We start from the raw sequence: 25467 nt of genomic DNA on the forward strand, positions 1-25467 counted from the left end.
GGACGCAGTCCGCCGTCCGTCGAACGCGTGGCGCTCGCCGTTGATGGCCTGCCGTGAAAGCCGGAAATCCGGCACGGAATTGAAACAATCCTGCGGGGAACGAATGCCGCCGCCGCTCTCCAAGGCGGCAACGATTTCCGCCACTTGAGACACGTCGATTAGGCGTCGAACGGAGCAGGCTGTCAAACGCAACCGACAATTTTCCGGCTATCCGGAAAATCTGCGGAAGCGATTGTTTTGATTTCGCCTATCGGCCTAGCCTCCCCTCCGCGGATGCCCTTGTCGTTCGCCGGATTGCACTTCCTACGGAGCGACAGATGAATTCATTGCGCAGAACCGACATCGACGCTGCCATGCCATTGGCCGCCGAGGCCCCTGCCAAGATAGAAGTGCGAGGCGTGCGCAAGCGCTATGATGCCAACGGCAATGTCGAAGCGCTTGCCGGTGTTGATCTCAACGTGAGGAGTGGCGAATTCGTCTGCCTCGTCGGTCCGTCGGGTTGCGGCAAGTCGACGGTACTCAGGATGATTGCCGGCCTGCACAGGCCGAGCGAGGGCGAGGTCCTCGTCCATGCCAGTGGCACGCGTGCGGTCCCCACCGCCATGGTGTTCCAGAATTACAATGTGTTTCCGTGGAAGACGATCCAGGCCAATGTCCGCTTCGGTCTGGAGATGACTGGCATGTCTGGAGCCGAGGCCGACAGGCGCGCGACGGCATGGCTCGGCAAGATGGGCCTCGCCGACTTCGCCAATGCATATCCCCCGGCTCTTTCCGGCGGCATGTTGCAACGTGTCGCCATCGCTCGCGCCATGGCGGTCGAGCCCGAAATCCTTCTGATGGATGAACCCTTCGCCGCGCTCGACGCCCAGCACCGTCGCATCCTGCAGGACGAGTTGCTGACGCTCTGGCAAGAAGACAGACGCACGGTCGTCTTCGTCACCCACAGCCTTGAAGAAGCGTTGCTGCTCGGCGACCGGGTCGTGGTGATGTCGGCGCGACCGGGTCGCATCATCGCCGAATTCGAGGTGCCTTTCGCCCGACCACGCGCGCCGGAAATCCGCGGAGAGCCGATGTTCGCCAAGCTTGAGCAGGAAATCTGGAACCTGCTGCGAGAGCAGGTCGGCAAGCACGCTGCCTGAAACAGACATCGACGCAGAGGAGGCGCCGAGCATGGAAAAGACCATCGCTATCAGACCGGGCGAAGCCGAGCGCGACCCCCGTGGTTATGCGCTGCGGGCGCGAAGGCAGGAAAAGTTGCTGGCGATGGCAACGCCCGTCGTGTTCTTCATCCTGTGGGAGATCTGCGCCCGCGCCGGCCTTCTCGATTCGCGCTTTTTTCCCGCCCCGAGCGCGATCTTCCTGTCAGCGGTCGAAATGCTGCGCACAGGAATGCTGCAGCAGGATGTGATCGCGAGTGCTCTGCGTGTGCTCGCCGGCTTCGCCATCGGCGTCACATCAGGCCTTGGCGCCGCCCTGTTGCTCGGCCTGTCGCGCCTGACACGCGCCGCGCTGGAGCCGTTCCTTACCGCGCTCTACACGGTACCAAAGCTCGCCCTGCTGCCGTTGCTGCTGTTGATCTTCGGACTTGGCGAACTGCCGAGCGTGCTGCTTGTCGGCATGACCGTGTTCTTCCTGGTTTGGATCCAGTGCATGGAGGCAGTGCTTGCCATCCCCGAGAACTATCACGAGGCCGCCCGCTCCTTCGGCGCCAAGGGCTGGAATATGTTCAGGCACGTCACCTGGCCGGCACTTTTGCCACAGCTGTTCATTTCCATGCGCATCGCCATCGGCACGGCGGTGCTGGTCATCGTCGGCGTCGAGTTCGTCCAGGCAAGCCAGGGCATAGGCTATCGCATCTGGCATTCGTGGTCGCTGTTTCAGGCCAACCGGATGTATGTCGGTATCTGCACCGTAGCCCTCATGGGTTTCCTGTTCAGCTCGCTGGTCCGCTGGCTCGGACGGTTGATGCTGCCCTGGACGGCGTCCTCGACCAAAGGATCCCGCTAGATCCAAAGCAGCATCCGAACTGCCCCGAAATGCGACGCTTCGGGGCCGTTCGGCGAGATGGGCATCCTTCTTCGTCTGCCCTTGTAGTGCCACCCGGCAGGGCGTGGCAGCTAGCTGACCTTTGGGAGGCCCGAATGAATTCCAAGATCTATATCCACGAATATATCGACATCATCGGCGCCAACCGGGCTAACTACTTCAAACACATGACGACCGACTGGGGTCGGCACAGTGCCGAACGCCTTCAAAAATGCTTCGGCGTCTGGGGGACGCTCGGCAGCACGGGCCGTTGGCCACAAGTGGTAAACCTGTGGGAGTACGAAGACTGGGACAGCCTGGCTGCCAGTTTCGCGCATGAGACCGGCACGGACACGATGCAGGACAAGGCGCTTGAGACGTGGTGGCTCACGGCGCAAAATTACCGCAGCGGGGGCTTTGACCGTTTGTTGATCGCAGCCCCTTACTCACCCGACACAGAGCAACTTTGTGCCGACAGCAGGGTGGTCGGCGCCAAGGTGTTCCTGCACGAGACCGTCAATATCAAGCCAGGCCTGGCGCAGGATTATTTGCAGCTGGTGTCGCAGCATTGGCTTGGCCCGGCAATGGAATTGGGGCTGCAGCTTGTCGGCGCCTTTCGTACCGCCATGCGCAATGATTCCGAAGTGGTGCTGATCTGGGCCATGCGGGATTGGAGCGACTGGGCTCGCGTCGGCATGGCCGAAGACGGCGAGCCTTTCCGCACATGGCGCGCCAGGACCAAACACATTGCGATCGACTGGGTCGGCCACCTGATGTGTTCGGCACCTGCCTCGCCACTCAGGACTGGGGTCCAACCCTAGATACGCTGTGCCGATGCCTGCAACGGAGCAGCCGCTCAGGCAGCACGCACTGACCGGGACAGCGCCTTGAACGCCATTTCGCGCGTCAGGATTCCGGCCGGGGACCCGCAGTCCATGACGACGACGGTCTTGTTGCCTGCGAGGAGCGGGAAGCTTTGGCCGAGTGTGGCCGCGGCATCGATGTGCGCAACCCGCTTGGTGCTGTAAGGCTCGCAAGATGTCAGCACGCACATCTCCGTCCCTTGCGCGACGATCACCGCCGGATGTTGGCGCAGCAGCGCGGCTGTCCGGTCTCCAGCGGCTTCCGCTTGCGTCAGGACAGGTACCTTGGCAAAGGCGTCGTTGGCATAGAGCGCGCGCGACAGATCGACCTTGCGGACGAAACGCTCGACATAGTCGTCCGCCGGGCTGAACAGGATCTCCTCGCCGGTGCCGACCTGGCGTAATTCGCCATCCTTGAGAATGGCGATGCGGTCGCCGAGATGCAGCGCCTCGTCGAGGTCGTGTGTGATGAAGATGATGGTCTTCTTCAGCCGCGCCTGGATCTCCTTCAGCTGTTCCTGCATGTCGCTCTTGATCAGCGGGTCGAGCGCGCTGAAGGCCTCGTCCATCAACAGCACGTCCGCCTGCGTCGCAAGCGCTCGGGCCAGGCCAACCCGTTGCTGCATGCCGCCCGAGAGCTGGCGGGGGAAGCGGTTCTCGAAACCCTTGAGCCCGACGAGTTCCAGCTGCTCCATGCCGCGTATCAGCGCTTCACGTCGATCCACACCCTGAAGGATCGGCCCGCAGATGGTGTTCTCCAGCACTGTCTGGTGCGGCAGCAAACCGAAACGCTGGAACACCATGGAAATGCCGCTACGGCGAAATGCCAGCAATTCACCAGCGTTCATGTCCATGATGTTACGGCCGTCGATAAGGATTCGTCCGGCAGTGGGCTCGATCAGCCGGTTGAAATGACGGATCAGCGTCGATTTTCCCGAGCCCGAAAGCCCCATGATGACGAAGGTCTCGCCGCTGCGGATCGAAAAATCGATACCCTTGAGGCCGACGATGCAGCCGGTCTTCTGCAGGACCTCGGCCTTTCCGGCGCCCGCATGGAGTGCAGACATCGCATCGTCCGGCCTGCTGCCGAAGATCTTGTAGACCTTGTCGACCTGAATCTTCACGTCCGAAACGGTCACGGCCTTACTCCCCGTGCTCGAGATGCTTCTGGGCACGCCGGCCATAAGACTGGGCGATGCGATCGAAGATGACGGCGAGGAAGACGATGGCAATGCCGGCAACAAGGCCACGGCTCACCTCCAGCCGCTGGATGCCCTGCAAAACCTGGTAGCCGAGGCCGCCGGCGCCGATCATCGAAGCGATTACCACCATCGATAGCGCCATCATCGTCGTCTGGTTGATGCCGGCCATGATGGTCGGCAGGGCAAGCGGGATCTGGACCTTGACCAGCTTCTGGCTAGGTGTCGCTCCAAAGGCGACAATCGCCTCGACCACCTCGCCGTCGACCTGGCGGATGCCGAGATCGGTCAACCTGATGACAGGCGGAATGGCAAAGAACACGGTGGCGAGGATGGCCGGGATCTTGCCGGGCCCGAACAGCATGACGAAAGGTATGAGATAAACGAAGATCGGCAGCGTCTGCATGATGTTGAGCAGCGGCAAGGCAATGGATCGCAACCAGTCGGAGCGCGCCATCAGGATGCCAAGCGGTATGCCTGCCACAACGGCGACCACGGTGGCGGCGAGCATCAGGGCGACCGTCGCCATGGCATCGTTCCACAGGCCTACGGCACCGATGAAGAACAGCATGACGATCGCGCTGCCGGTCATCCTCAGATTGCGCGAGGCCGAATAGGTCAGCAGGGCGATGCCGGCGATCGTGACATACCAGGGCAGCCATTGCAGGAACGCCTCCATGGCGCCGAGAAGCTTGAGCAGCGGCCCGAGCACCCGCTCGAGCGTGTCGCCGTAATTGGCAACGACCCAGCTGAAGCCGTCATCGATCGCGAAGCGGAGCCCGCGCGTATCGACGAGTTCGGGAAAATTGTCTGCCACGACATGACCCTTTCAAGGTTGGCGACCTGCGGCTCTCGCGGAGGCGGCCGGTTGCCGGCGTTCCGCGCATAAGCGCGACAGGCATCGCATGCGAAGTGGCGGCCGCGCCTTGGGGAAGATACGCGACCGCCAGGCTGCGATCAGAGCGCAGCCTTCACCTTCTCGGCGACATCGGCCGGAACCCATTTCGTCCAGATCGTTTCGTAGTTCTTGAAGAAATAGGTGGCGACCTCCTCGGGGGAGGCCTTGTTGTCGTCGCCCCAGGCCAGCACGTCGCTGATCTCGACATTGGGCACCTGCATCTTCGACAGGAACTCGGCCACGGCAGGCGCCTTGTCCTTGAGGCTGGTGGTGGCCGCGACTGCGACTTCACCGACCGCCCAGCCCGTCAGTTCCGGCTTCTCGCACTTGGCATCGGTGAGGCAGGTAAACTTCGCCTGATCATAGGCTGGCATCTCGAGCACCTTGAGCTTGTATTTGCCGATCACCTCGGTCGGGCCCCAGTACCAGCCGATGAACGGCTTCTTGCGTGAGACCTGCCTGGCGATCATCGCCTTGAGGTTCGCCCCCGAGCCGGTCGGATAGACCTCATAGGTCGCTTCGAGGCCAAGCGCCTTGACCAGGTTGTTGGTGATGATTTCGCAGCCCCAGCCGGGCGGGCATGCATAGAAGCGGCCCTTGCCCGGGTTCGACGCATCCTCGAACACCTGCCAGTTGTCCTTGAGGTCGCTGACGGAGCGGATTTCCGGATGAGCCTCGGCGATGTAATCAGGGATCCACCAGCCTTCCTGGCCGCCACTCGCGAAAATGTCGCCGGCCTTGTAGACGGTTCCCTTGGCCAGCATCTGGTCCCAGGTCGACTTGACGGTAGAGACCCAGAGCTCGGGCGCGATGTCAGGCTCTCCCTTGGCCAGCATGGACGATGCGGTCGGCACCGTGTCGCCGGGCACGATCTGGACGTTGCAGCCATAGCCTTCGGCAAGGATCTCCTTGGTGACATAGGCGAGCGTACCGGCGGACAGCCAGGTCATTTCGGCGATCGTGATCGGATCCTTCGTCCCGCATTCGGTGGCCTCGGCGGCATTGCTGCCGAGAACCATGCAGGCAAGGCAAACTCCCGCAAGAATGGATGTCTTGAGCTTCATCGCAGTTCCCTTTGTTGTCGTTGTAATGGCCTCAAGGAATACGATGTCGAAAGCAGCCACTTTTATCAAACCGAAATAACTGATCCGGATTTCAGAAAAACTTTAATGGCAGAACGCCTCGATCCGACCCACCAGGTCGGCATCGACCCGCACGCCTTCCCGCTCCGTGCGACGGCGCGCGACCTGCCGGCCGCTACCTGGAAGGCGGACGTCGCCTTGCCCGACGATGGCGTTCACCAGACTTGCGACCTGATGCGAAAATCCCGTCGAAAAGGCCGCCGTGTCAAAGGCGACGAAACACTGTCCGGTTCTCGGCGGCCCGCCCGACGTTCCGGAATACGGGCTTGCATCCTTGCTGAGAACGGCCCCCGCAAGACACGATGCGAGAATTTCCACCAGAAGCCCTACACCAAAGCCCTTGTGGCCGCCGGCCGGAAGCATCGAGCCCTTGAGGGCTTCGGCTGGATCAACCGTGCCCGCGCCATGCTCATCTATAGCCCAGCCGGGTTCGATCTGCCGCCCTTCGCGCGCGCGCAGCAAGATCTCCGATTTCGCCACCACGCTCGCCGACTGGTCGAGCACCAGCGCGGCACCCCCTGCCCCGTCGGGAACACCAAGCGCAAAGGGATTGGTGCCGATGACCGGTGAGCGCCCACCCGGGGGCGCTATGGAAGCCGGTGCATGAGTGGTACAGAGCCCGAGCAGTCCCGCCTCGGCGATGCGCTCGGCGTGATGACCGAGCACGCCGCAATTATAGGAATTGAACACCGTCATAGCAGCGATGCCGTTGAGCCGTGCGGCGGCAATCAATCGATTCCATCCGGCATCGATCGCAGGATGGGCGAAACCAGTTGCTGCATCGACGACGACGGCACCGGCCCGCGGCTGCGACACTCCTGGCCGGGCCTTGCCGTCGACCTTGCCGCAGCGGACATGCTCCGCATAGATCGGCACATAGAGCAGGCCATGGCTGCGGATGCCGTCGCGCTCCGCCAGCATCGTCGAGCGGGCAACGGCACCCGCATTGTCCTCGCTGGCTCCCGCCGCCGTCAGCGCGCGCAGGCACAGCTGCTCGACCGCGGCGAGCGTCATCATCAGCTCCGTCATGAGATCCTCAATCGTTGTCGGTGGTGCCCGCACCGGCCCCTTGGACGCGCGACAATTCCGAGGCGGGCACATAAGTCTTCGCCGCAAGACCGAGTGCCGCTGCGTAGGCTTTCGTGTCGGTCGCGGCCGGTCGTCGTGACACCAAGCGCTCGGACATGTCATCGGTATTGCGAGATGTCAGGCGCAAGGCCTCGATTGAAGATGCCTGATCTGCGAGATCGCTGACCTGCGCCAGCGACACCACATCGCCATTTCGAAACCGCACCGCGAGGCTCAATCCCATGTTCATCGCCGCAGCACCCGCTAGGCCGATCAACAGCAGGCGCGGATTGTCATCATCGACGTTGACTTCGTCCGACTCGCCACAGCACAGCGCGTCAATCGCCGCCTGGCCGGCCAGAATTGCCGGCTGGCAGTCTGAAAGGGCGGCGACCACGACCCCGATGGCATCGACGCCACGCGCCGACAGCCAGACGGCAGCTCCGCCTATGTCCTCTGCGACGCCGTGAGGCAGCCCCGCCCCGTTCGCGGCCTTGCGGGCAAGCGTCTGCGCTTCGTTGTAGGACAGCTGGATCGTCGTCATCTGAGCACCGGAAGCCAGCAATCGTCGGTTTCTCCGGCAGCGATTTCACCCGCCGTCGGGGCGCCCTGAAACAGGGTGATCCGTGTCCAGCGATCCGAGCGCGGATCGAACTTCGATGCACCGAAGAAGGCAAGCTTGCAGCGCAGCATGTGGATCGGCAGACAGCGGTCAGAGAGCAGGTTGTCGCGGATCTCGGAGTAAGGTGCGGTCGCCGCCGTCTGGATGCGGCGAACCACATGACGATGCTGCGGGAAGCGGGCGAGGAACGCAGCAACGGTCAGCATATCCGGCTCGGCCGCAAGGTCAGCGGCAAGGCGTTGCACCTGCCGGGCGATATCGAGCGGAAGCTCGAGATCCGCGCCAGGCTCAGTGGCGCGACGGCCGAGCCTGGGTTCCAGCTTCTCCTCCGAGACATACCAGAACTGGGCGGTTTCGGCGGACCTGTCGAACGCCACAGCCAAGGCCCAGCCATAGTGGTCGCGCAGCAGCCCGCGAAGTGCCGCAAGCCTCATGGCTGGCTGGAAGGTTGCTTCCCGCGCCGCTGACATACCGTCCGCCAGATCATCGTTTTCAGCTCCCGCCATTTCGATTACCAGCGCAGCAAGCAATTCCTGGAAGTCCACCGACATGAATTGCGAACGCTCGAGGAGTGACGCCACCGGTGACGATACGGTTCGCAACCTTGCGGGCTCGCTCCAGGCCTGAGCCTCGGCCCACTCTTCACGCAGGCCCAGGATACGCGCCATCAAGGCATCGTCCTCGACCGACCACTGATCGAGATGCATGCCCGCCTGCTGCCAGAGTTCAGCCAGTCGGTCCAGCGACGCTGCATCCAGGTATCGTTTGGACCGCACCCGCGCTAGCGCGGTCTCGCGGGCGAAAACCCAGTTGTTCAGCAGCTGTGGATGATTTGCCAGGAACGGCGCCATGCCTAGACCGGTGGAATTGCCGACCCCGATATGGCGACGCAGCTCCGGCGCAAGCGGCACGAACGTTTCCGGCGCGCGACACCTGGCGACGTGCTCGACGAGATCATGCGAAAACTCGCGGATCAGCCAGACCGTCAGCATCTCGGCCTGGAACGGACCGGCGAGCCCCTCGCGTTCGGCCAGCACGAAACGGTCGGCGATGCCGAACTTGCCGTTGCCATAGACGGCGGTGGTGCGCAGGAGATAGCCGACCTCGCCAAGCCGGTCGCGCTCCGGCTGTCGCCCACGCGCCAGGCTGTCGACGACATGTTCGAAAAAGCGCACGGACTTGTTGGCGCGGCTCAGCACCAGGTCGCGCGGTCCGAAACGCCCCGCCTCCTGCCGCGGCGCATTGTCCCGCAGCCGTGCTATCTCGGCGTCATCGGGAATGCCGTCATAAAGCACGTAGCTGGTGTCCCAGGCCTCGGCGATGACACGGTCGGAACGCTGGTTGTCGGGAAGCGGACAGGAAAAGGCAACGAGACTGTAATCGTGCCCGCCCAGCTCGAGTGTATAGACCGCATCGCCGAAACCCTGGTCGTCCATGCGCCAGAGCGGGCAGCGCACCGTAGCACCGCTTGAGGCAAGACGCCGGATCAGGCTGCGCAGGAAACTCAATCGTGTCGGAAACGAAGCCCCCATGCGCCGTAGGCGCATGACGACATCGGGCGAACGCATGGCCAGCTCAGGCGCTGTCGTGATGGCTGCTGCCCTGTTTATCATGACATCGGTCCGAAGGAGTGATTGTAGAACCGCAGCCAGTTGCCGCCCATGATGGCGCCGACTTCTTCGTTTGAGAAACCAGTTCTGCGTAGCCCGTCGCAGAGATTTCCGAGATCCGCATTGCTGGTGAACCAACTTGGTTGCCGGGGGAAACCCGCTGCCGACGCCGAGCCTTCGCCATAGTCCAAGACCTTCGACCAGCGGCCGTTGCGCATCCAGGCGACGACCGCATCCGGCTGGTCCTGGCAGAGATCGCTGCCGATGCCGACATGCTCGACGCCGTAGCGTAAGGCCGTTTCCGCGACCATGGCGCAGAAGTTCGCTAGCGTGCAGTTCGAGCCGTCCTTCATATGATGCGGATAAAGCGAGAGGCCGAGCATGCCGCCCGATCGCGTCAGCGCCTTCAGCACGGTATCGGATTTGTTGCGCAGCGCCGGATGCCACCAGTGCGGATTGGCATGGGTGATGGCGATCGGCCGCGCTGAGAGCTCTATCGCCTCGAGTGTCGAGCGTTCGGCCGAATGGCTCATGTCCACAACCATGCCGACACGGTTCATCTCGGCGATGGCCTGTCGGCCGAAGCGGGTGATACCGGGGTCTTCGCCCTCGTAGCAGCCGGTGGCAAGCAATGACTGGTTGTTGTAACTCAGCTGCATGAAGCGCACGCCGAGCGCATGGCAGACCTCGACCAGACCGATGTCGTCTTCGATCGGCGACGGGTTCTGGAGGCCGAAGAAGATGGCCGTGCGCCCTTCGCGCATCGCCCTTTCGATGTCACTGCCGGTGCGGCCGGGGAAGATGAGGTCGCAATGGCGCTCGAAATGGCGGTTCCAGGCGATGATGTTCGCCACCGTTTCGCGGAAATTCTCATGATAGGCGATGGTGGCATGCACGGCATGCACGCCGCCGGCCCGCATTTCGGCGAAGACGCTTGGGCTCCAGTTGGCATATTGCAGGCAGTCGACGACAGGGCTGGTAAACTTCGCGTCCATGGTCTTACTCCGGCTCGCCTGCTCGAATATACGCTGTCTTGACCTGAGTGTAGAACTCGGCCGCCGACCGGCCCTGCTCACGCGAGCCGAAGCTGGAATCCTTCCGTCCGCCGAACGGCACGTGATAGTCGGTTCCCGCCGTCGGCAGGTTTACGGTGACGCAGCCTGTTTCGGCATGTCGCCGGAAATGGCTGGCACGGGCGAGCGAGCGGGTGAAGATGCCGGCGACCAGCCCAAAGCGCGTGTCATTGACGACGGCGAGCCCCTCTTCATAGCAACCGACCTTCTGCACGGCGGCGATGGGCGCGAACATTTCCTCGCGGTTGAAGGCCATCGCATTGGTCGTGCCGGTCAAAAGCGCCGGCGCCATGTAAAAGCCGTCATGGGCAAGCTGCAGTCGCTCGCCACCGACAGCCACCTCGGCGCCGGCGGCTCGGGCGCGATCCATCCAGTCCAGGTTCGCAGTGAGTTGGCGCTCGCTGACAACCGGGCCGACCTGCGTGCCGTCCGCCAGCGCGTGACCGACCTTCAGTCCACCAACTGCCGCTGCCAGCTTCTCGACGAAGGCGTCGTGAATGTTCTCCTGGACGACGAGGCGCGAAGAGGAGGTGCATTTCTGGCCCGTGCCGGAGTAGCCACCGCCAATGGCTGCCGCCACGGCCAGGTCGATGTCGGCATCATCCATCACAAGGAGCGCGTTCTTGGAGCCAAGTTCCAGCTGGAACTTCGTCAACTTCGCGGCTGCGGTCACAGCCACCTCGCGGCCGACCTCGTAGGAGCCGGTAAAGGTGATGGCATCAACGCCTGGGTGGCCGGCAAGCCCGTTGCCCACGACTGCGCCCGGCCCCATCAACAGCTGGAACGTACCTTCGGGCAGGCCGGCGCGATGGATGATCTCAGCGAGCGCCCAAGCCGAGGCCGGCGTCTCGTTGGCCGGCTTCCAGATGACGGCATTGCCGTAAGCGAGCGCTGGTGCGATCTTCCAGCTGGCGGTGGCGGTCGGGAAGTTCCAGGGCGAGACGACGGCCACAAGCCCCATCGGCTCGCGGCGCATGTCGATCTCGATACCGGCACGCACCGAGTCCGCATTCTCGCCGAGCTGCCGCAGCACCTCGGCCGCGTAGTAGGTGAAGAACTGGCCGGCGCGGAACACCTCGCCGCGACCCTCGGCAAGCGGCTTGCCCTCCTCGCGCGAAAGCAGCTCACCGAGCTCGGCCGAGCGCTCCATCAGTTCATTGCCGATCCTGTTGACGATCGCCTGGCGCTGCTCGAGCCCGATCGCCCGCCAGGCCGGCATGGCCGCGCGGCCGGCAGCGACCGCCTCGTCGACATCATCCGCGCCGGCCTGCGCATACAGGCCGATCAGGTCACTGACATCGGACGGGTTGCGGTTTTCGTGAAAGCGCTCCCCCTTCCGCCACCGGCCGCCGATCAGATTGGCATAGTGTTCTGCCATGTCCGTCTCCATTGATCGGACGAAAAATCCGCCACCACACCGCTTCAATCAAGCAGATATTTCTGTTATCAATTTCAGAAGAATTGAAGTCGGTGCCATGATCAAGCTGGAAGCATTGCGGGTCTTCGTCACGGTCGCCGAGAGCGGCAACATCAAGGACGCAGCCGATGCGGTTGGCCGCACGGCCTCAGCCGTTTCGATGACGCTCAAGCAGCTGGAAGACGAGATCGGCGGGCCGCTGTTTCAGACCGACCGCAAGAACAGCCTGACGGCACTCGGAAATCTGATGCTCGATCTCGGCCGCGAGCAGATCCGCAGCTTCGACAAGTCTGTCGGTATCATGCGGGCCTTCGCGCACAGCCGTATCGGCAGCCTGTCCATCGCCTCGGTGCCCTCGGTCGCGACAAACGTGCTGCCGCCGATCCTGCAGCGCTTCCTCGAAACGCGGCCTCAGGTTGAGGTCGAGCTGTTCGACATCGACAGCGCCCAGGTGCGGCGCATGGTGGAGAGTGGCGTCGCCGACATCGGCATTGCCGGCGAAAGCCGTGCCGGCGGCGGCGTGGAATTCACGCCACTGTTCAGCGACCGGTTCAAGCTGCTCTGCAAGAACGATCACGAACTCTGCCAGCTCCAACGCCCTGTCGAATGGAGCGACCTGAGCGGCACGACGCTGATCCGCAATGGCGCATCCGACACGATCGATGCGGAGGCATACAAGCAGCTCTCGGCACGGTCACTCATGACCGTCTATAACGTCACTTCGCTGATGGCTTTGGTGAAGGCTGGGCTCGGCCTGACCATCCTGCCGTCCCTGACCATGCATGGCGCCCATGATGGCGTGTCTGTGCTAGAGCTTGCCGACGCCGCGGCATCGAGACAGGTTGGATTGGTCGAACGACGCGACGTCTCGCCCTCGCCGGTCGCCGCCGCCTTCCGCGCCTTTGCAGTAAAGGAAATACCGGCGCTGGTCGCGGACCGTCTTGAAAGCTGACGCAGGCAGCGGTTGGTTCGTTGGCTTAATATCGACCGCCTCGCCCTGATCAACGTCAACGCGCCTGCAGACACATTCGTGCGCATCGCCGAGACGCAATCGAGTGTCGCTGTTAGGTAAAAACGGCTCCGCTATCGCCCGTACTGCATGAGCCCAGATACACTACATCGCGTCTGCCTTAACGCGGCCGGGCCACATCGTTGGTGCCCTCGGCATCCGGCGCCAGGCCGTAGCTCATGCGGCGCATTTGCTCGATCACCCTCTCCATCTCCTCGTCAGATAGGATCGGCGGCTCGCCGAGCGTCAGCGCCTGGACATACATGCGCGACAGCGTCTCCACCTCGATAGCCAGCCACAGCGCGTGTTCGAGATTGGTGCCGAGCGAGATCTGGCCGTGCTGGCCGAGCAGGCAGGCGAGCCGGTCCTTGAGCGCGATCAGCGCATTGTCCGACAGGGCCTGGGTGCCGAAGGTGGCATAGGCGGCGCAGCGGATGGTGGTGCCGCCAGCGACGCCGGTCATGTAGTGAAACGACGGAATGGTCTTGTGGTGGCAGGCGAGCGTCGTCGCATAGACCGAATGGCAATGCAGCACGACGCTGATGTCTTCGCGCGCCTTCAGGATATCGCGGTGGAAGCGCCACTCCGACGACGGGCGACGCCCGACATAGGTGCCGTCGAAATCCATCTCGACGATGTCGTCCGGACCCATGATGTCGTAAGGCATGCCAGACGGGGTGATGAGGAATCCGCCGCTCGACCGCACCGAAAGATTGCCTGCCGTACCCTGGTTGATACCGTTCGAATTCATGCGCCGGCAGATCGACACCATCTCCTCGCGCAGTGCCTTGTCAGTCATTGTCTACTCCAGATGAAAAACCTTGCGCAGCGGCACGACCAACGGCTCGTTTCGGTCCGTGTACTGCATGATGTCGGCCATGAAGTCCCACCAGCGGCGGTTGACTTCGGTTTGCGGCAGGCTGTCCATGCCGTGGTCGTCGGTGCGCACCAGCGTCGCGAACAGGTGATTGGTCTCGGGATCGAGCCAGATCGTGTAGTCGGACACGCCCGCCTCGCGCAGCGCCGCGCTGAGCTCCGGCCAGATCTCGTCGTGCCGCTTCTTGTACTCGGCGGCCTGGCCTGGATTGAGGACCATACGGAATGCGATGCGCTCGGGCATTTCCTGTCCTCCTCATACGATGCCGCCACCGCCACCGACCGATGCCGGCCGCTCGGCCGCAACTTTCTGGCGATAGAAGCTGGCACGGTAAGCCGCGACCGGATCGATGGCGCCGCCACGGTTGAGCCGCGCCATGGCAAGGATCGGTTCGACATCGGTGCGGTATGCCGCCTTCAACGTCTGCGTCGCCATCAGCGCGTCATTGTCTTCCTGGAAGCCTTCGAGCGCCTTGCGGTCGACCAGCAATGCGGTCGCGTAGGCACGCTGAACCTCGACGGCCGACAGCATCAGGCTTTCGATCGGGTCGGTGACGTTATGGCTCTGGTCGAGCATGTGGGCAGGACGAAAGTCCTTCGCGCTAAAGAGCTCTGCGTCGACGAGTTCGTTGAAGACAAGGAACAGTCGGTAAGGATCGATCGAACCGGCATCGAGATCGTCATCGCCATATTTCGAGTCGTTGAAGTGGAAGCCACCCAGCTTGCCGAACTGGATCAGACGGGAGACAATCATCTCGATGTTGACGTTGGGGGCGTGGTGGCCGAGGTCGACGAGACAATAGGCTTTGTCGCCCAGTTCCTTTGATATGATGTAGTTGGTGCCCCAGTCCTGCACGACCGTCGAATAGAAGGCCGGCTCGTACATTTTGTGCTCGGTGAACAGCCGCCAGTCGTCGGGCAGCGCCGCATAGATGTCCTTCATCGCGCCGAGATAGCGCTCGAAGGCACGGGCGAAGTTGACCTGGCCCGGGAAGTTCGAGCCGTCTCCGATCCACACCGTCAGCGCCTTCGACCCCAGCGACTTTCCGATCTCGATGCATTCGATGTTGTGCTCGACCGCCTGACGGCGAACTGCGGCGTCGGCGTGGCTGAGCGAGCCGAACTTGTAGGACTGCTTCTGCCCCGACGCGTCGGAGAAGGTGTTGGAGTTCATTGCATCGAAACCGAGGCCAAAACGCGCCGCGGCCTGCTTCAACCTGTTGGCGTCGGCCTTGTCCCAGGGAATGTGCAACGAGACGGTCGGCGTCGCCCGCGTCAGCTGGTTGATGACGGCACAGTCCTCGACCTTGTCGAACACATCGCGCGGCTCGCCTTGGCCGGGAAAGCGGGCGAAGCGTGTGCCGCCGGTGCCCACGCCCCAAGAGGGGATGGCGACGCCGAACGTCTCGACCTTGGCAAGAATGGCGTCGATCGCGATGCCGCGGCGGTCGAGCTGCGCGCCAAGCGACGCGTAGTCGGCGCGCAGAGCCTTCTCGAGTGTGGCATTACTCTTTTCGACGGCGTCGCCTGAAATCATCGTCTCCATCACATCCTCCTCTTGCGCGGCCTCACCACGCAAATGTCCGCACAAGAAAGTCAGGAATAGCGCCGTGCTCAGCGAACAGTTTTTCGCGCTCTGCCGCACTGCTCGCCTCAAGCACACCGGTCATGACAAGGACGGTCCGTAGCCCAGCCCCCTGCCCGCCTGATATGTCATGCTCGATGCTGTCGCCGACGCAGACGACGCGCTTCCGTTCGGGAGTGCCGAGCATGTCGAGCGCAGCAGCGTAAATCTCGGGGAACGGCTTGCCGATCCAGGTCACCTCGCCGCCAAGCTCAGCATAGAGTTCGGCGATACGTCCGGCGCCGAAGCGCGGGCCGACCGATGTCAGCATGATCTTGTCGGGGTTTGTGCACAGGCACCTCGCGCCCCGTGCGGCGGCGGGTTGAAGCAGCTGGCGGTAGTGGTCCAGGTCGAAGCGATCACCCTCGCTGGCCGAAAGCAGCACGATGTCGGCCTCTTCGCCGGTTTCGACCAAGGTGAGCGGCAGGCCTTCGACGGCGGACCGGTCGCCGTCGCGCGCGATCAGCAGGCAGCGCAGGCCTGCTTCGTTGCCAAGCTGCTTGCGCAGGCTCTGCCAGGCGACTTCGCCCGACGAGAGAAAATCATCCCAGCTGCCTGGTACGAAACCAAGCTTCACCAGCCGCGCCTCATTGGGCGCCGAACGCTTGCCGGAATTGGACAAGAGCAACGTGCGTTTGCCGGCCTGCTTCAGCCGAACCAGCGTCTCGACAGCACCAGGGTAAGGCGCCGCACCGTCATGCAAGACGCCGAACTGGTCGAGGATAAAGACGTCGAAGCGATCAGCCAGGTCACGAATGCCTGCAAGTTGGTGGGTCGGCATCAAAAGTCCCCCACCGCTTCGAGGCCGATCAGCGCCAGCCGCGCCGCACCGGCGGCGGCCTCCTGCGAATGCGCGGGCAGGAACGGCACGTCGAGCCTGTTGCGCCGGATCGCGGTCCAGCCGGAATTCGATGCGCCGCCGCCAAGGCTGCGCATGGACTGCAGCGGCGGCGCGCCGAGTTCGGCCAACCTGTCATAACCGAGCTTTTCAATGGCGGAGATGCCCTCGAGCATGGCTTGCAGGAAGCTGGCATCGTCGGACGGACGCGGCGTCAGCCTTGGCGGCCATGCGGGATCAAGCACCGGGAAGCGTTCGCCCGCTTCGAGCAACGGGTAGAAATCAAGGCCGGTCGGAGCATCAGGGTCGATGGCTGCGGACAGGCGCGCAATCTGATCGGCGGAGAAGAAATGGGACAAGACCTTGCCGCCGCTGTTGGAGGCGCCGCCGGCGAGCCACATGCCGTTGAGGCGGTGACTGTAGATGCCGAATTCGGGCGCAAAGATCGGTCGGTCGCAGAGCAGCTTGAGCGTCAGCGTCGAGCCAAGGGCACTAACGCCATCTCCCGGCCTGTCAGCGCCGGTCGCCAGGAACGAGGCGCAGCCGTCGGTGGTCCCGGCGATGATCTCGACCTCCTCGCTCAAGCCGAACGCCTTGGCCATGGTTGGCTCGATGGTTTCGATCGGCGCACCCGGCGCCACGACGCGCGGCAGCAGGCTGGTGTTCAGACCGGCGGCAGCAAGCCAGTCCGGCCAATGCCGGTCGATCGGGTCGTAACCGGTCTTCAGCGCATTGTTTTCGTCCGTCGTGCCGAAGTGGCCGGCGAGCCTTCCCGCGATCCAGTCGGCCTGGTGAAGGACCTTCGCGACGTTGGGCACAGACTGGAAGACCAGCGCCTTGGCGAGCCCCGACGTGGCGCCATGGGCGGCACTTTCGGCCGGGATGACGGCGGCGATACGTGCCAGGATGGCGGCATCGCCGACCTTGTCGTCATACATCAGCGGTTCTGCGAGCGGTGTGCCTTCGGCGTCGACCGGCAGCAGCGTGCCTGACGTGGCGTCGACGGCAAGGGCATGAACCCAGGCTCGATCCACCTGGACAAGCACCGCATTCAACGCCACCCCGACCGCCTGCCACCAGATGCCGGGGTCGCGCTGGTCAGCGCCGAAATCAGAGAGTTTGGCTGCCCCTTGCGCCACGATCTCGAAACCGGGCGTCATCGCCACGGCGCGGGCGCCTGACGTGCCGAGGTCGATGCCGATGGCAAGCGGGGTATTCATCTCAGGCGATCTTCTTGGCCGCAGCCTTGCGGGCGAGGTCCTGCCGGTATTTCTCGGCATCCCAGTCTGTCAGCTGGAGATGCTCTTCCGGCGTCAGCACCCGTACCGGCGCATTTCCTGGAATGCGTGCGAGGACGTCGGCGAGGCAGCGGGCCATGGCATCGGCGCCCGGCGTCGCATCCCTGCGCATCAGGATACCCGTTCCGGGAAACAGGATCGAGATCGGTGAGGTACCCAAGCGTGCGACCACGGCCGCGACGTCTTCCCCGTCACGGGCAGTGACAGAACCGGTTCCAAGGAAGATCACGTGGTCTGGATAGAGGCTGCTCTTGCCTGCCAATTTCAGGCTTATCGGGTCGGTCGCAGCAGTATGGGCGGCTTCGGATGACGGAAGGCGATAGTCAGTGACCGCGGCAAGTTGAGCAAGGCGACCGACATCAGGCGCGGGAGCGCCGCGCGGCTCAGCGCGCAGCCTGACCTTGACGTCTTCCAGCAAGGCTTCTGCACCCGCCACCGTGTCGGCCGCCACGACGAGACCATGATTGCCAAGGATCAGCACGTCAGGCTGCTGGCCGCGATGTTCCGAGATGGCCAGCGCCAGCGGCAGACCCGGCCGTGCATAAGGCACATAAGCCCAGTTCAACCCGGCGAGGCGTGGGCCAATCCGTTCGGCGCAATCGGCGCGGACCGCATGGGCAATGGTGTCGACGCAGTGAACATGCAGCACCACGCGCTGCGGCAACAGCGCATGCACAGTCGTCTCGATAGAAGGGCGCAGGCCCGAGCTGTTGAGCGTGGTGATGGTGAACTGGTGCGCCTGCTCGGCAGCGGGATCGATTGCCTCGACAGCAGCGATCAACGGCGCCATTTCCACCGGCACCATGATGTCGCGCGCCAGCGCATGCGCGAGCCAGGTACCTGACGCCTTGATCCAGAGCGTGCCGCCAGTCTTGAGCGACGTGTTGCCGCCGGCGCCCTGCGTCAGCAGCGGGTCGCCGCCAATACGGGCAGAGACGACTTTCAGCTCTTCGAGTTCGGCTTGCCAGCCGGCCGCTTCTGGCATGGCGACGGTCCTTTCAAATTGGGGGTGGAATTGGCCGGTGGTCATGTCGCCGGCCAACTCCGGAAATTGGGGAGACGCGTGAACGCGCCTCCCACTCCGACCTCAGAAGTCGAAGTTGTTGATGTTGTCCTTGTTGAAGACGGTCGGCGCGCCGAGCAGGATCTCCGAGCCGTTGATGACCGAGAGATCGCCGAGCTTGCCAGCCTTCACCGAGGTCGCACCGGGAGCCAAAGTGCCATCGGCAACCGCGCGCAGCACATAGGCTGCGGCATAACCGAGATCGACCGGGTTCCACAGCACCACAGACTTGACGCAACCAGCACCGACATAGGGCTTCATCGCGTTCGGCGTGGCGAGGCCGACGACGGCGACGCTGCCGCACTTCTTTGCCTGGGTCACGGCGTCGGCAGCGGCCGGCGTCGCCACACTGGTCATGCCGAAGATGCCCTTCAGCTCGTCGCCATACTTGTTGATGAGCGTGTTCGACTGGTTGAAGGACAGGATGTTGTCTTCCTGGGCTTCGACCGTCTCGAGCCACTTCATCTTGGGATGGCACTTGGCCTGGTAGGCCTGCATCTCGGCGATCCAGCGCGCCTGGTTGGGCGTGGTGAAGGTCGAGGTGACGATGGCAAATGCGCCCTCATCGCCGATTTCGGCAGCCATGGAGTCGACCATGGCCTTGGCGATGCCGTTGAACTCGGCCTGGTTGACGAACCACTGGCGAGCATCCGGCGACGAGTTGGCGTCGTAGCCGACGACATTGATGCCGGCGCCGAGCGCTTTCTTCAGCACGGGCGCGATGGCGACGGGATCGTTAGCGGCAAACAGGATGCCGTCGACGCCGGAGGTGATGTAGTTGTCGATCAGCGTGATCTGGTCGTCGATATTGGCCTTGGACGGACCATCGGTCTTGGCATCCATCGAGCCCATTTCCTTGGCGGCGTCGGCAATGCCCTTGGATGTGGCATTGAAGTAGCCGATGCCGACCAGCTTCGGCACGTCGACGACCTTGATCGTCTTGCCCTTGCGGTCGGGCGCGTTGGTCGGCTGGCCGCCATCATAAGGCTTGGCGGCAGCGGTCGCGGGCGTGGCGTCGCAGGCCAGCGGGTTGGTCGGCAGGTCGTCGCCGCCCGTCCAGACAGACTGGGCATTGCTGAGGCTTGTCGAGAACGACAAGGCCAAGAGCGCGGAAAGTACTACGTTACGCATTCCATCCTCCATTGATCGTCCGGACACTGTAGAGCGGCAGTGAAGGACGTTGCTCTCCCTAGGTTCGAGTGCCGCTCCTCTCGAAGAGGTTGCTGGCGAGGATCGCCAGTATAAGTACCGCGCCGATCAGCATGATCGTGCCGTCACCCTTGATGCCGGCAAGTGACAGGCCGTTCTTCAGCGCCTGGATCAGGCAAAGTCCGATGATGGTGCCGATGATCGTTCCGCGCCCACCGAAGATCGAAGTACCGCCAAGCACCACCGCGGTGATGGCGTCGAGCTCGATGCCTGTGCCCATGTCGGAGCGCGTCGTGGAGACGCGGGAGACGAAGATGACGGCTGCCACCGCAGCCGCAAAGCCCGAGGCGGTGTAGAGCGCCAACTTGGTCTTCTCGACCGACAGGCCGGAGAAACGGCTGGCGACCTCGTTGGAACCGACCGCGTAGACCGTGCGGCCCCATGTCGTATAGGCAAGGATGACCGAGGCAACGATGGCCGCGAACAGCAGGACCCACAGTTGCGTCGGCACGCCGAGCACATCCTTCTGACCCAGCACGTAGAACCATTCGGGATAGCCGCGTACCGAGCGTGCCTGGCTGATGCCCTCGGCGAGGCCGCGATAAAGTGCGAGCGTCGCCAGCGTGGCGATCAGCGGTGGGACGCGGAAGCGCGTGATGATGACCCCGTTGACGAAGCCGGCAAAGGTTCCCGCTGCAATCGCGGCGGTAGCCGCGACCGGCAGTGGCAGGCCAACATTCTGCCAGAACACACCGGTCAGGATCGCCGTCAGGCCAAGGATCGAGCCAACCGACAGGTCGATGCCGCCGGTAGCGATGACGAAGGTCATGGCGATCGCGATCAGCCCGATCTCGGTCATCAGCCGTCCCTGGTTGAGCAGGTTGTCGACGGTGAAGAAGCGGTCCGACTGGAACGATAGGATGATCAGGACCGCGACCAGCAGCAGGGCCAGGAAGGTTTCGTGGCGGATGAGGGATTTCAGCGTCATCTCATACCCCTCTGCCGCGACGGCGCAGCATATCGGCCAGCACGGTCGCCAGGATCAGAAGGCCGATCACGGCGCGCAGCCAGTAGGCCGAGACGTTGACGAAGATCAGAGCCGACCCAATCGTGGCGAACAGGACAGTCGCCAGCGTCGAGCCGATCACCGTGCCCGAACCGCCTAGGATCGACACGCCGCCGATGACGGCGGCGGTGATGACGGTGAGTTCGAGATTTGGCGGCACCGTCGACTGGATGACCTGCAACTGGGTGGCGAACAGGATCGTGGCGAGGCCGGCAAAGGCGCCATGGATGACGAAGACGGCAACGGTGCGACGCGCAATCGGGATTCCGGTCGCCAGTGCTGCCTCGGCATTGCCGCCGATGGCATAGAGCGAGCGGCCGAAGGCGGTATAGCGCATCCAGAATGCGGCAAGCAGAGTCAGCACGACCATGAAGACCAGCGGCACCGGCATTCCGAAGATCTGCTTCTGGGCGATCAGGTAGGCGGGCGGCAAGTCGGTGATCCAGGTGCCGCCGGTGATACTGATCAGGCCGCCGCGCAGAATGGAGAGCGCGCCGAGCGTCACGACGATGGATGGTATCCTGGCATAAGCGACGAGGATGCCGATGATGGCATTGACAGCCATGCCTACCAGCACCGGCGCCAGCCAAGCGAACCAGATCGGATAGCCGGCAACCGCAAGCGAGCCCGAAATCGTCGCCAAGACGCCGATCAGCGCGCCGACCGACACGTCGATGTTGCCGGTAACGATGACCATCGCCATACCGATGGCGGCGACAGCGATATAGGCGTTGCCGGAAAATATGGTGGTCAAATTGTTGGCGCTGATGAAGCGTGGATTGACCATCGTGACCACGGCAAAGAGGACGACGATGGCAGCGAGCACCACGATCTCCTGGCCATATTCGGCAAAAAGCCGCTTGAAGAAGCCCGGGCGCTGCAGCACCGGGCGGGAGCGGGCGGTCGCTTCGACAGTCGTCGTCATTATGCCGCCTCCCCGCTGCGATGCGCCGTCATGGCAGCGCCGACTCGTTCGGGCGTGGCGTCGGCACGATCGATCTCGCCGGTGATCTGGCCGCCGCTGATCACCAGCACGCGATCGCTCATGCCAAGCACCTCAGGCAGTTCGCTCGAAATCATGATGACGGCAACGCCCTGCTTCACGAGCTCTCCCATGATGGTGTGGATTTCGGCCTTGGCGCCGACATCGACGCCGCGCGTCGGCTCGTCGAGGATCAGCACCTTGGGCTTGGTCTCCAGCCATTTGGCGATGACCACTTTCTGCTGGTTGCCGCCCGACAGCTCGCCGACCGGCTGGCCGATGCTGCGGCAGCGGATGCTGAGCCGCTTGACCGCTTCGAGGGCGCGCTGCGCCTCCTCGCCGGCCTTGATGAAGATGCCCGAAGATAGCCGCTCGATGGTCGCCATCGAAACGTTCTTGCGGATGGCCATGGACTTGACGAGGCCCTGCAAACCCCTGTCCTCCGGCACATAGGCGATGCCGAGATCGCGCGCCTGGCGTGGCGAGGCGATGCGGACCGCCTTACCCTCCATCTCGATCTCGCCTGACGTGGCTGGCGTCATGCCGAACAGGGTCAGTGCGAGTTCGGTTCGGCCGCTGCCAACGAGGCCGGCAATGCCGAGGATCTCGCCGCGCCTCAGATCAAAGGAGATGTCGCGCACATGGCGACCGTGATTGAGGTTCCTCACCCGAAGCACGGTGTCGCCGATGCTGGCTTGCGCCTTCGGGAACAGGCTTTCGATCGAGCGGCCGACCATCATCGAAACAAGCTGGTTCTCGTCGACCTCGCCGATGTCCCTGGTCGCGACATGGGCACCGTCGCGCAGCACGGTTACGCGATCGGCGAGCGCGAAGATCTCGGGCATGCGATGGCTGACATAGACGATGCCGACGCCGCGTTCGCGCAGTTGCCGGACGACGGCCATCAGCCGTTGGACGTCGGACTCGACCAGCGACGCCGTCGGCTCATCCATGATCAGGATGCGGGCGTTCTTGCTCAGCGCCTTGGCGATCTCGACGCGCTGACGCTGGGCGACCGACAGGCTCAGCACCTTGGTATCGACGTCAAGGTCATAGGTGTCGAGCTGGTCGAGCAGATCGCGGGTCAGGCGACGCACCTCCGTCCAGTCGATGATGCCGGTGGCCGTGCGCGGATAGTTGCCGAGGAAGACGTTCTCCGCCACCGACAGCTCGGGGAACAGCAGCAATTCCTGGTAGACCGTGGCAATGCCTGCAGCACCTGCGTCGCGAGTCGACGAGAACTTCATCTCCTTGCCGTCGACGGTGATGGCGCCGGCGTCGGGCGTGTAGAGCCCCGACATCATCTTGATCAGCGTCGACTTGCCGGCGCCGTTTTCGCCGAGCAGCGCATGAACCTCGCCGGGGCGGACGTCGAAGCTGACGTCCTTCAGCACCTTCACGCCGCCGAAGGACTTGGACATGCCGGTCAGGCTAACATAGGCGGTCGAACTGCTCATCGGCCCGCCTCCTTCGCTTCAGGCGTTGCCGTCCTGGCAGCGGCGCGCGCACCGTCGGCCAGTTCGCGCCAGCGCGCGCGGTAAGCATCGAGACCAGGTATGTGGCTGGCCGACACCGGGACGGTCTCGTCCCCGAACGGCTTCAGGCCAAGCGCCTTGAAGGCCAGTGCCGCGGCGCCCGTTGCAGAGCCTTCGCTCATCATCGAGCGCATGACTGTCTGCGTCGGGCGCAGCTGCGCCATCATGGCGGTGAACAGGTCGATCTTCGCCAGGCCGCCGTCGATAACCAGGAGATTTTCCGACTTGATCAGGTCGAGCGACAGGTCCGTCATCATGGCGATATAGAGTGCGGCGACCGCCGCCCTCTCCTCGCCGGTGACGTCGCCGCCGACGACATTCCCCTTCGTCTCGGGGAAGGGTCCACCGGCAGCCCATGACGGCATGGCGAAGACCCCGCGCTCCATCACACGCTCGACCGCTGCCTGCGAGATCGGCTTGTTCCAGTTTTCGCTGATCAGATCGTATTCGCGACCGCCCATGAAGCGAAGCGACGGCGCCGGCTCACCGTTGACCGTCACATTGGCGATCATGTCGCGCTCCTGGTCGAGCGCGCCGAGCGGACAGTCCAGATTGATGATGATGACCCAGGTGCCGGTCGAAACCAGCGTGAAGTCGTGCAGCCCGGTCATGCGGTAATAGGCCAGCGCCGCATTGGAATCGTGCACGCCATTGTGGACGGCGATCGCCCGTATGCTGCCGTCCGGCGTGGTGACGCTGGCCTCGCCGACCACCGCACCCGCAGGCGCAATGGCCGGAAAGCGGTCACGCCAGCCGAGCCGCTCGACCAGCGAGCTGTAGTCGCGCTTGAGCGGCGCCCAAAGCTGGCTATGCGCGCCCAGATAGGACCATTCGGCGAGCTTGCGCCCGCTGAAGCGCCAGACCCAATATTGGGGATAGCACAGGATCGCTTCGGTGGCCGCGAACGCTTCGGGTTCTTCGACCTCCAGCCAGTAGATATGGCGGGCGATGGAGAAACCCAGCGGCAGCCAGGGCGTGTAGGTCTCCGAGAAGTCGGGCAAGATCGGATCGATCGCTCCGGCGATGGGCCTCGGAACTTCCTGCTCATAGTCGAGGATCGGATGCAGCAGCTCGTTGCCGCGCACCAGTGCAAAAGCGCATCCGTGAGCGGAGATCATCATCCGCGTCACGTCATGTGTCTCTGCGACCTCGGCCAGCTCATGGTTCATCCAGGAAAACAAGCGCTCATCGTCGAGCACGCTCTTGCCGCGATAATCATGCCAGACCGGCTTGGTGCGGCGCTCGTCGAGCAGCGTGCCGTCAGGCGAGAACACGAACAGCTTGGAGTTCGTCTTGCCGAGATCGAAGACCGCCAGCGCGCCGCTCATGCACCGCCCCCGTTGGACGCGATTCGCAGCGCGATACCCGCGCTTTCGAGCATCTTGGCATGCTGGTCAGACAGGCCTTCATCGGTGATGACCATGGCCAGCCGCGTCAGCGGCAGGGCGACATTACGGGCATGGATCGAGAACTTGCGGCTGTCGGCCAGGACGACGATCTGGTCGGCGTTGTGGCTGAGCTCCTGGATCGAGCGCACCATCAGCGGATGCGATTCAAGTAGGCCATCAGGGCTGATCCCCTGCGCGCCGAGGAAGAACTTGGAGGCATAGAAGTTGATCGGCTGCGACGGCGAGTAGATGACCCGGGGCTCGCGATGCAGCTCGCCACCCGCCAAGGTCAGGCTGCACTTGCCGTGCTCGCCGAGATAGCCCGCCAACGGCATGGAGTTGGTGAACAGGCGGACATTGCGATCGGCCAGCTTGACGCCCAGATGAAAGCAGGTCGAACCGCCATTGACGATGACCGCATCGCCGTCGGCGACCATAGTCGCGGCCAGTTCGGCGATCAGCCGCTTGGGCTCGACCGCGAGGTCGCGGTTCTCGTCATAAGGACGAGCGAATGCGGTCCCCTGAGCCGCGCTATCCAGCGCGGAGATGCCGCCATAGACCTTTCGGGCACTGCCCGCCTCATCGATCTTGTCGATGTCGCGCCGCACGGTGGCTGCGGAAACGCCGAGATGCTCCTGCAGATCACGCACAGACGCAAAAGGCCGGTCGCGCAAAAGCTCGATGATCTGCCGCTGGCGGACCAGGTCGTTCACGAAAACACC

General features: G+C 63.4%; 24 protein-coding genes. 4 read left to right on the top strand and 20 right to left on the bottom strand.

The features are described from left to right. Positions 1 to 317: 317 nt before the first annotated feature. The 3 genes from DY201_RS26695 (at position 318) to DY201_RS26705 (ending at position 2846) form a co-directional block, all read left to right on the top strand. Positions 318 to 1139: an ABC transporter ATP-binding protein gene (locus DY201_RS26695; RefSeq protein ID WP_115734363.1), complete on the top strand. Its 822-nt coding sequence runs from the start codon at positions 318 to 320 to the stop codon at positions 1137 to 1139. Between the two features lie 31 nt (positions 1140 to 1170). Further along, positions 1171 to 2007, top strand: a complete 837-nt coding sequence (locus tag DY201_RS26700; RefSeq protein WP_115734364.1) for an ABC transporter permease — start codon at positions 1171 to 1173, stop codon at positions 2005 to 2007. Between the two features lie 134 nt (positions 2008 to 2141). Next, on the top strand, positions 2142 to 2846 hold the full coding sequence (locus DY201_RS26705; RefSeq protein ID WP_115734365.1) for an NIPSNAP family containing protein: 705 nt from the start codon (positions 2142 to 2144) through the stop codon (positions 2844 to 2846). Between the two features lie 35 nt (positions 2847 to 2881). Here DY201_RS26705 and DY201_RS26710 read toward each other — a convergent pair whose 3' ends face one another. The 8 genes from DY201_RS26710 to DY201_RS26745 form a co-directional block, all read right to left on the bottom strand. Continuing rightward, positions 2882 to 4027: a quaternary amine ABC transporter ATP-binding protein gene (locus tag DY201_RS26710; protein WP_245432186.1), complete on the bottom strand. Its 1146-nt coding sequence runs from the start codon at positions 4025 to 4027 to the stop codon at positions 2882 to 2884. A gap of 4 nt (positions 4028 to 4031) precedes the next feature. Next, entirely contained in the window at positions 4032 to 4904 is an 873-nt protein-coding gene (locus DY201_RS26715) for an ABC transporter permease (RefSeq protein ID WP_115734367.1), read from the bottom strand. 140 nt (positions 4905 to 5044) lie between these two features. Beyond that, a complete protein-coding gene (locus tag DY201_RS26720) occupies positions 5045 to 6049 on the bottom strand; it encodes a glycine betaine ABC transporter substrate-binding protein (RefSeq protein ID WP_115734368.1) in 1005 nt (334 codons plus the stop codon). Between the two features lie 102 nt (positions 6050 to 6151). Further along, positions 6152 to 7156 (bottom strand): Ldh family oxidoreductase, encoded by a 1005-nt coding sequence (locus DY201_RS26725; RefSeq protein WP_115734369.1) that lies wholly within the window; start codon positions 7154 to 7156, stop codon positions 6152 to 6154. Positions 7157 to 7163: 7 nt separating this feature from the next. Further along, a complete protein-coding gene (locus DY201_RS26730) occupies positions 7164 to 7739 on the bottom strand; it encodes a DUF3726 domain-containing protein (protein WP_115734370.1) in 576 nt (191 codons plus the stop codon). Then, complete coding sequence (locus DY201_RS26735; protein WP_115734371.1) at positions 7736 to 9430, bottom strand: hypothetical protein; 1695 nt, start codon at positions 9428 to 9430, stop codon at positions 7736 to 7738. The genes DY201_RS26730 and DY201_RS26735 overlap by 4 nt, the downstream gene beginning before the upstream one ends. After that, positions 9427 to 10422, bottom strand: a complete 996-nt coding sequence (locus DY201_RS26740) for a membrane dipeptidase (RefSeq protein WP_115734372.1) — start codon at positions 10420 to 10422, stop codon at positions 9427 to 9429. The genes DY201_RS26735 and DY201_RS26740 overlap by 4 nt, the downstream gene beginning before the upstream one ends. Positions 10423 to 10426: 4 nt before the next feature. Beyond that, positions 10427 to 11878 (bottom strand): aldehyde dehydrogenase family protein, encoded by a 1452-nt coding sequence (locus DY201_RS26745; protein WP_115734373.1) that lies wholly within the window; start codon positions 11876 to 11878, stop codon positions 10427 to 10429. Between the two features lie 97 nt (positions 11879 to 11975). Between DY201_RS26745 and DY201_RS26750 the strand changes: the two genes are divergently transcribed. Then, positions 11976 to 12869, top strand: coding sequence for a LysR family transcriptional regulator (locus tag DY201_RS26750; RefSeq protein WP_165916112.1), 894 nt, complete (start codon positions 11976 to 11978; stop codon positions 12867 to 12869). A gap of 178 nt (positions 12870 to 13047) precedes the next feature. Here the strand turns inward: DY201_RS26750 and DY201_RS26755 are convergent, their stop codons facing one another. The 12 genes from DY201_RS26755 to DY201_RS26805 all read right to left on the bottom strand — a co-directional run bounded on the left by DY201_RS26755 (position 13048) and on the right by DY201_RS26805 (position 25458). Next, positions 13048 to 13725: a class II aldolase/adducin family protein gene (locus DY201_RS26755; RefSeq protein ID WP_131922478.1), complete on the bottom strand. Its 678-nt coding sequence runs from the start codon at positions 13723 to 13725 to the stop codon at positions 13048 to 13050. Positions 13726 to 13728: 3 nt separating this feature from the next. Next, on the bottom strand, positions 13729 to 14046 hold the full coding sequence (gene rhaM, locus DY201_RS29245; RefSeq protein ID WP_131922476.1) for an L-rhamnose mutarotase: 318 nt from the start codon (positions 14044 to 14046) through the stop codon (positions 13729 to 13731). A 12-nt stretch (positions 14047 to 14058) separates the two neighbouring features. Then, entirely contained in the window at positions 14059 to 15348 is a 1290-nt protein-coding gene (gene rhaI, locus DY201_RS26760) for an L-rhamnose catabolism isomerase (protein WP_115734375.1), read from the bottom strand. Positions 15349 to 15370: 22 nt separating this feature from the next. Then, positions 15371 to 16210 (bottom strand): TIGR01459 family HAD-type hydrolase, encoded by an 840-nt coding sequence (locus DY201_RS26765; RefSeq protein ID WP_425358769.1) that lies wholly within the window; start codon positions 16208 to 16210, stop codon positions 15371 to 15373. Further along, positions 16207 to 17484 (bottom strand): FGGY-family carbohydrate kinase, encoded by a 1278-nt coding sequence (locus DY201_RS26770; RefSeq protein WP_115734377.1) that lies wholly within the window; start codon positions 17482 to 17484, stop codon positions 16207 to 16209. Before DY201_RS26770 ends, DY201_RS26765 begins: the two co-directional genes overlap by 4 nt. Position 17485: 1 nt before the next feature. Next, positions 17486 to 18547 (bottom strand): class II aldolase/adducin family protein, encoded by a 1062-nt coding sequence (locus DY201_RS26775; protein WP_115734520.1) that lies wholly within the window; start codon positions 18545 to 18547, stop codon positions 17486 to 17488. A 102-nt stretch (positions 18548 to 18649) separates the two neighbouring features. Next, entirely contained in the window at positions 18650 to 19756 is a 1107-nt protein-coding gene (locus DY201_RS26780) for an autoinducer 2 ABC transporter substrate-binding protein (RefSeq protein WP_115734378.1), read from the bottom strand. Positions 19757 to 19814: 58 nt separating this feature from the next. Next, positions 19815 to 20762 carry an ABC transporter permease gene (locus tag DY201_RS26785; RefSeq protein WP_115734379.1) on the bottom strand — a complete coding sequence of 316 codons (948 nt, stop codon included), beginning with the start codon at positions 20760 to 20762 and terminating at the stop codon, positions 19815 to 19817. Position 20763: 1 nt separating this feature from the next. Continuing rightward, complete coding sequence (locus DY201_RS26790; protein ID WP_115734380.1) at positions 20764 to 21768, bottom strand: ABC transporter permease; 1005 nt, start codon at positions 21766 to 21768, stop codon at positions 20764 to 20766. After that, complete coding sequence (locus tag DY201_RS26795; protein ID WP_115734381.1) at positions 21765 to 23279, bottom strand: sugar ABC transporter ATP-binding protein; 1515 nt, start codon at positions 23277 to 23279, stop codon at positions 21765 to 21767. Before DY201_RS26795 ends, DY201_RS26790 begins: the two co-directional genes overlap by 4 nt. Beyond that, complete coding sequence (locus tag DY201_RS26800; RefSeq protein ID WP_115734382.1) at positions 23276 to 24685, bottom strand: FGGY-family carbohydrate kinase; 1410 nt, start codon at positions 24683 to 24685, stop codon at positions 23276 to 23278. Before DY201_RS26800 ends, DY201_RS26795 begins: the two co-directional genes overlap by 4 nt. Then, positions 24682 to 25458, bottom strand: a complete 777-nt coding sequence (locus DY201_RS26805; RefSeq protein WP_115734521.1) for a DeoR/GlpR family DNA-binding transcription regulator — start codon at positions 25456 to 25458, stop codon at positions 24682 to 24684. The genes DY201_RS26800 and DY201_RS26805 overlap by 4 nt, the downstream gene beginning before the upstream one ends. Positions 25459 to 25467 lie beyond the last annotated feature (9 nt).

The organism is Aminobacter aminovorans (assembly GCF_900445235.1).
GTDB classification, from domain to species: Bacteria; Pseudomonadota; Alphaproteobacteria; order Rhizobiales; family Rhizobiaceae; genus Aminobacter; species Aminobacter aminovorans.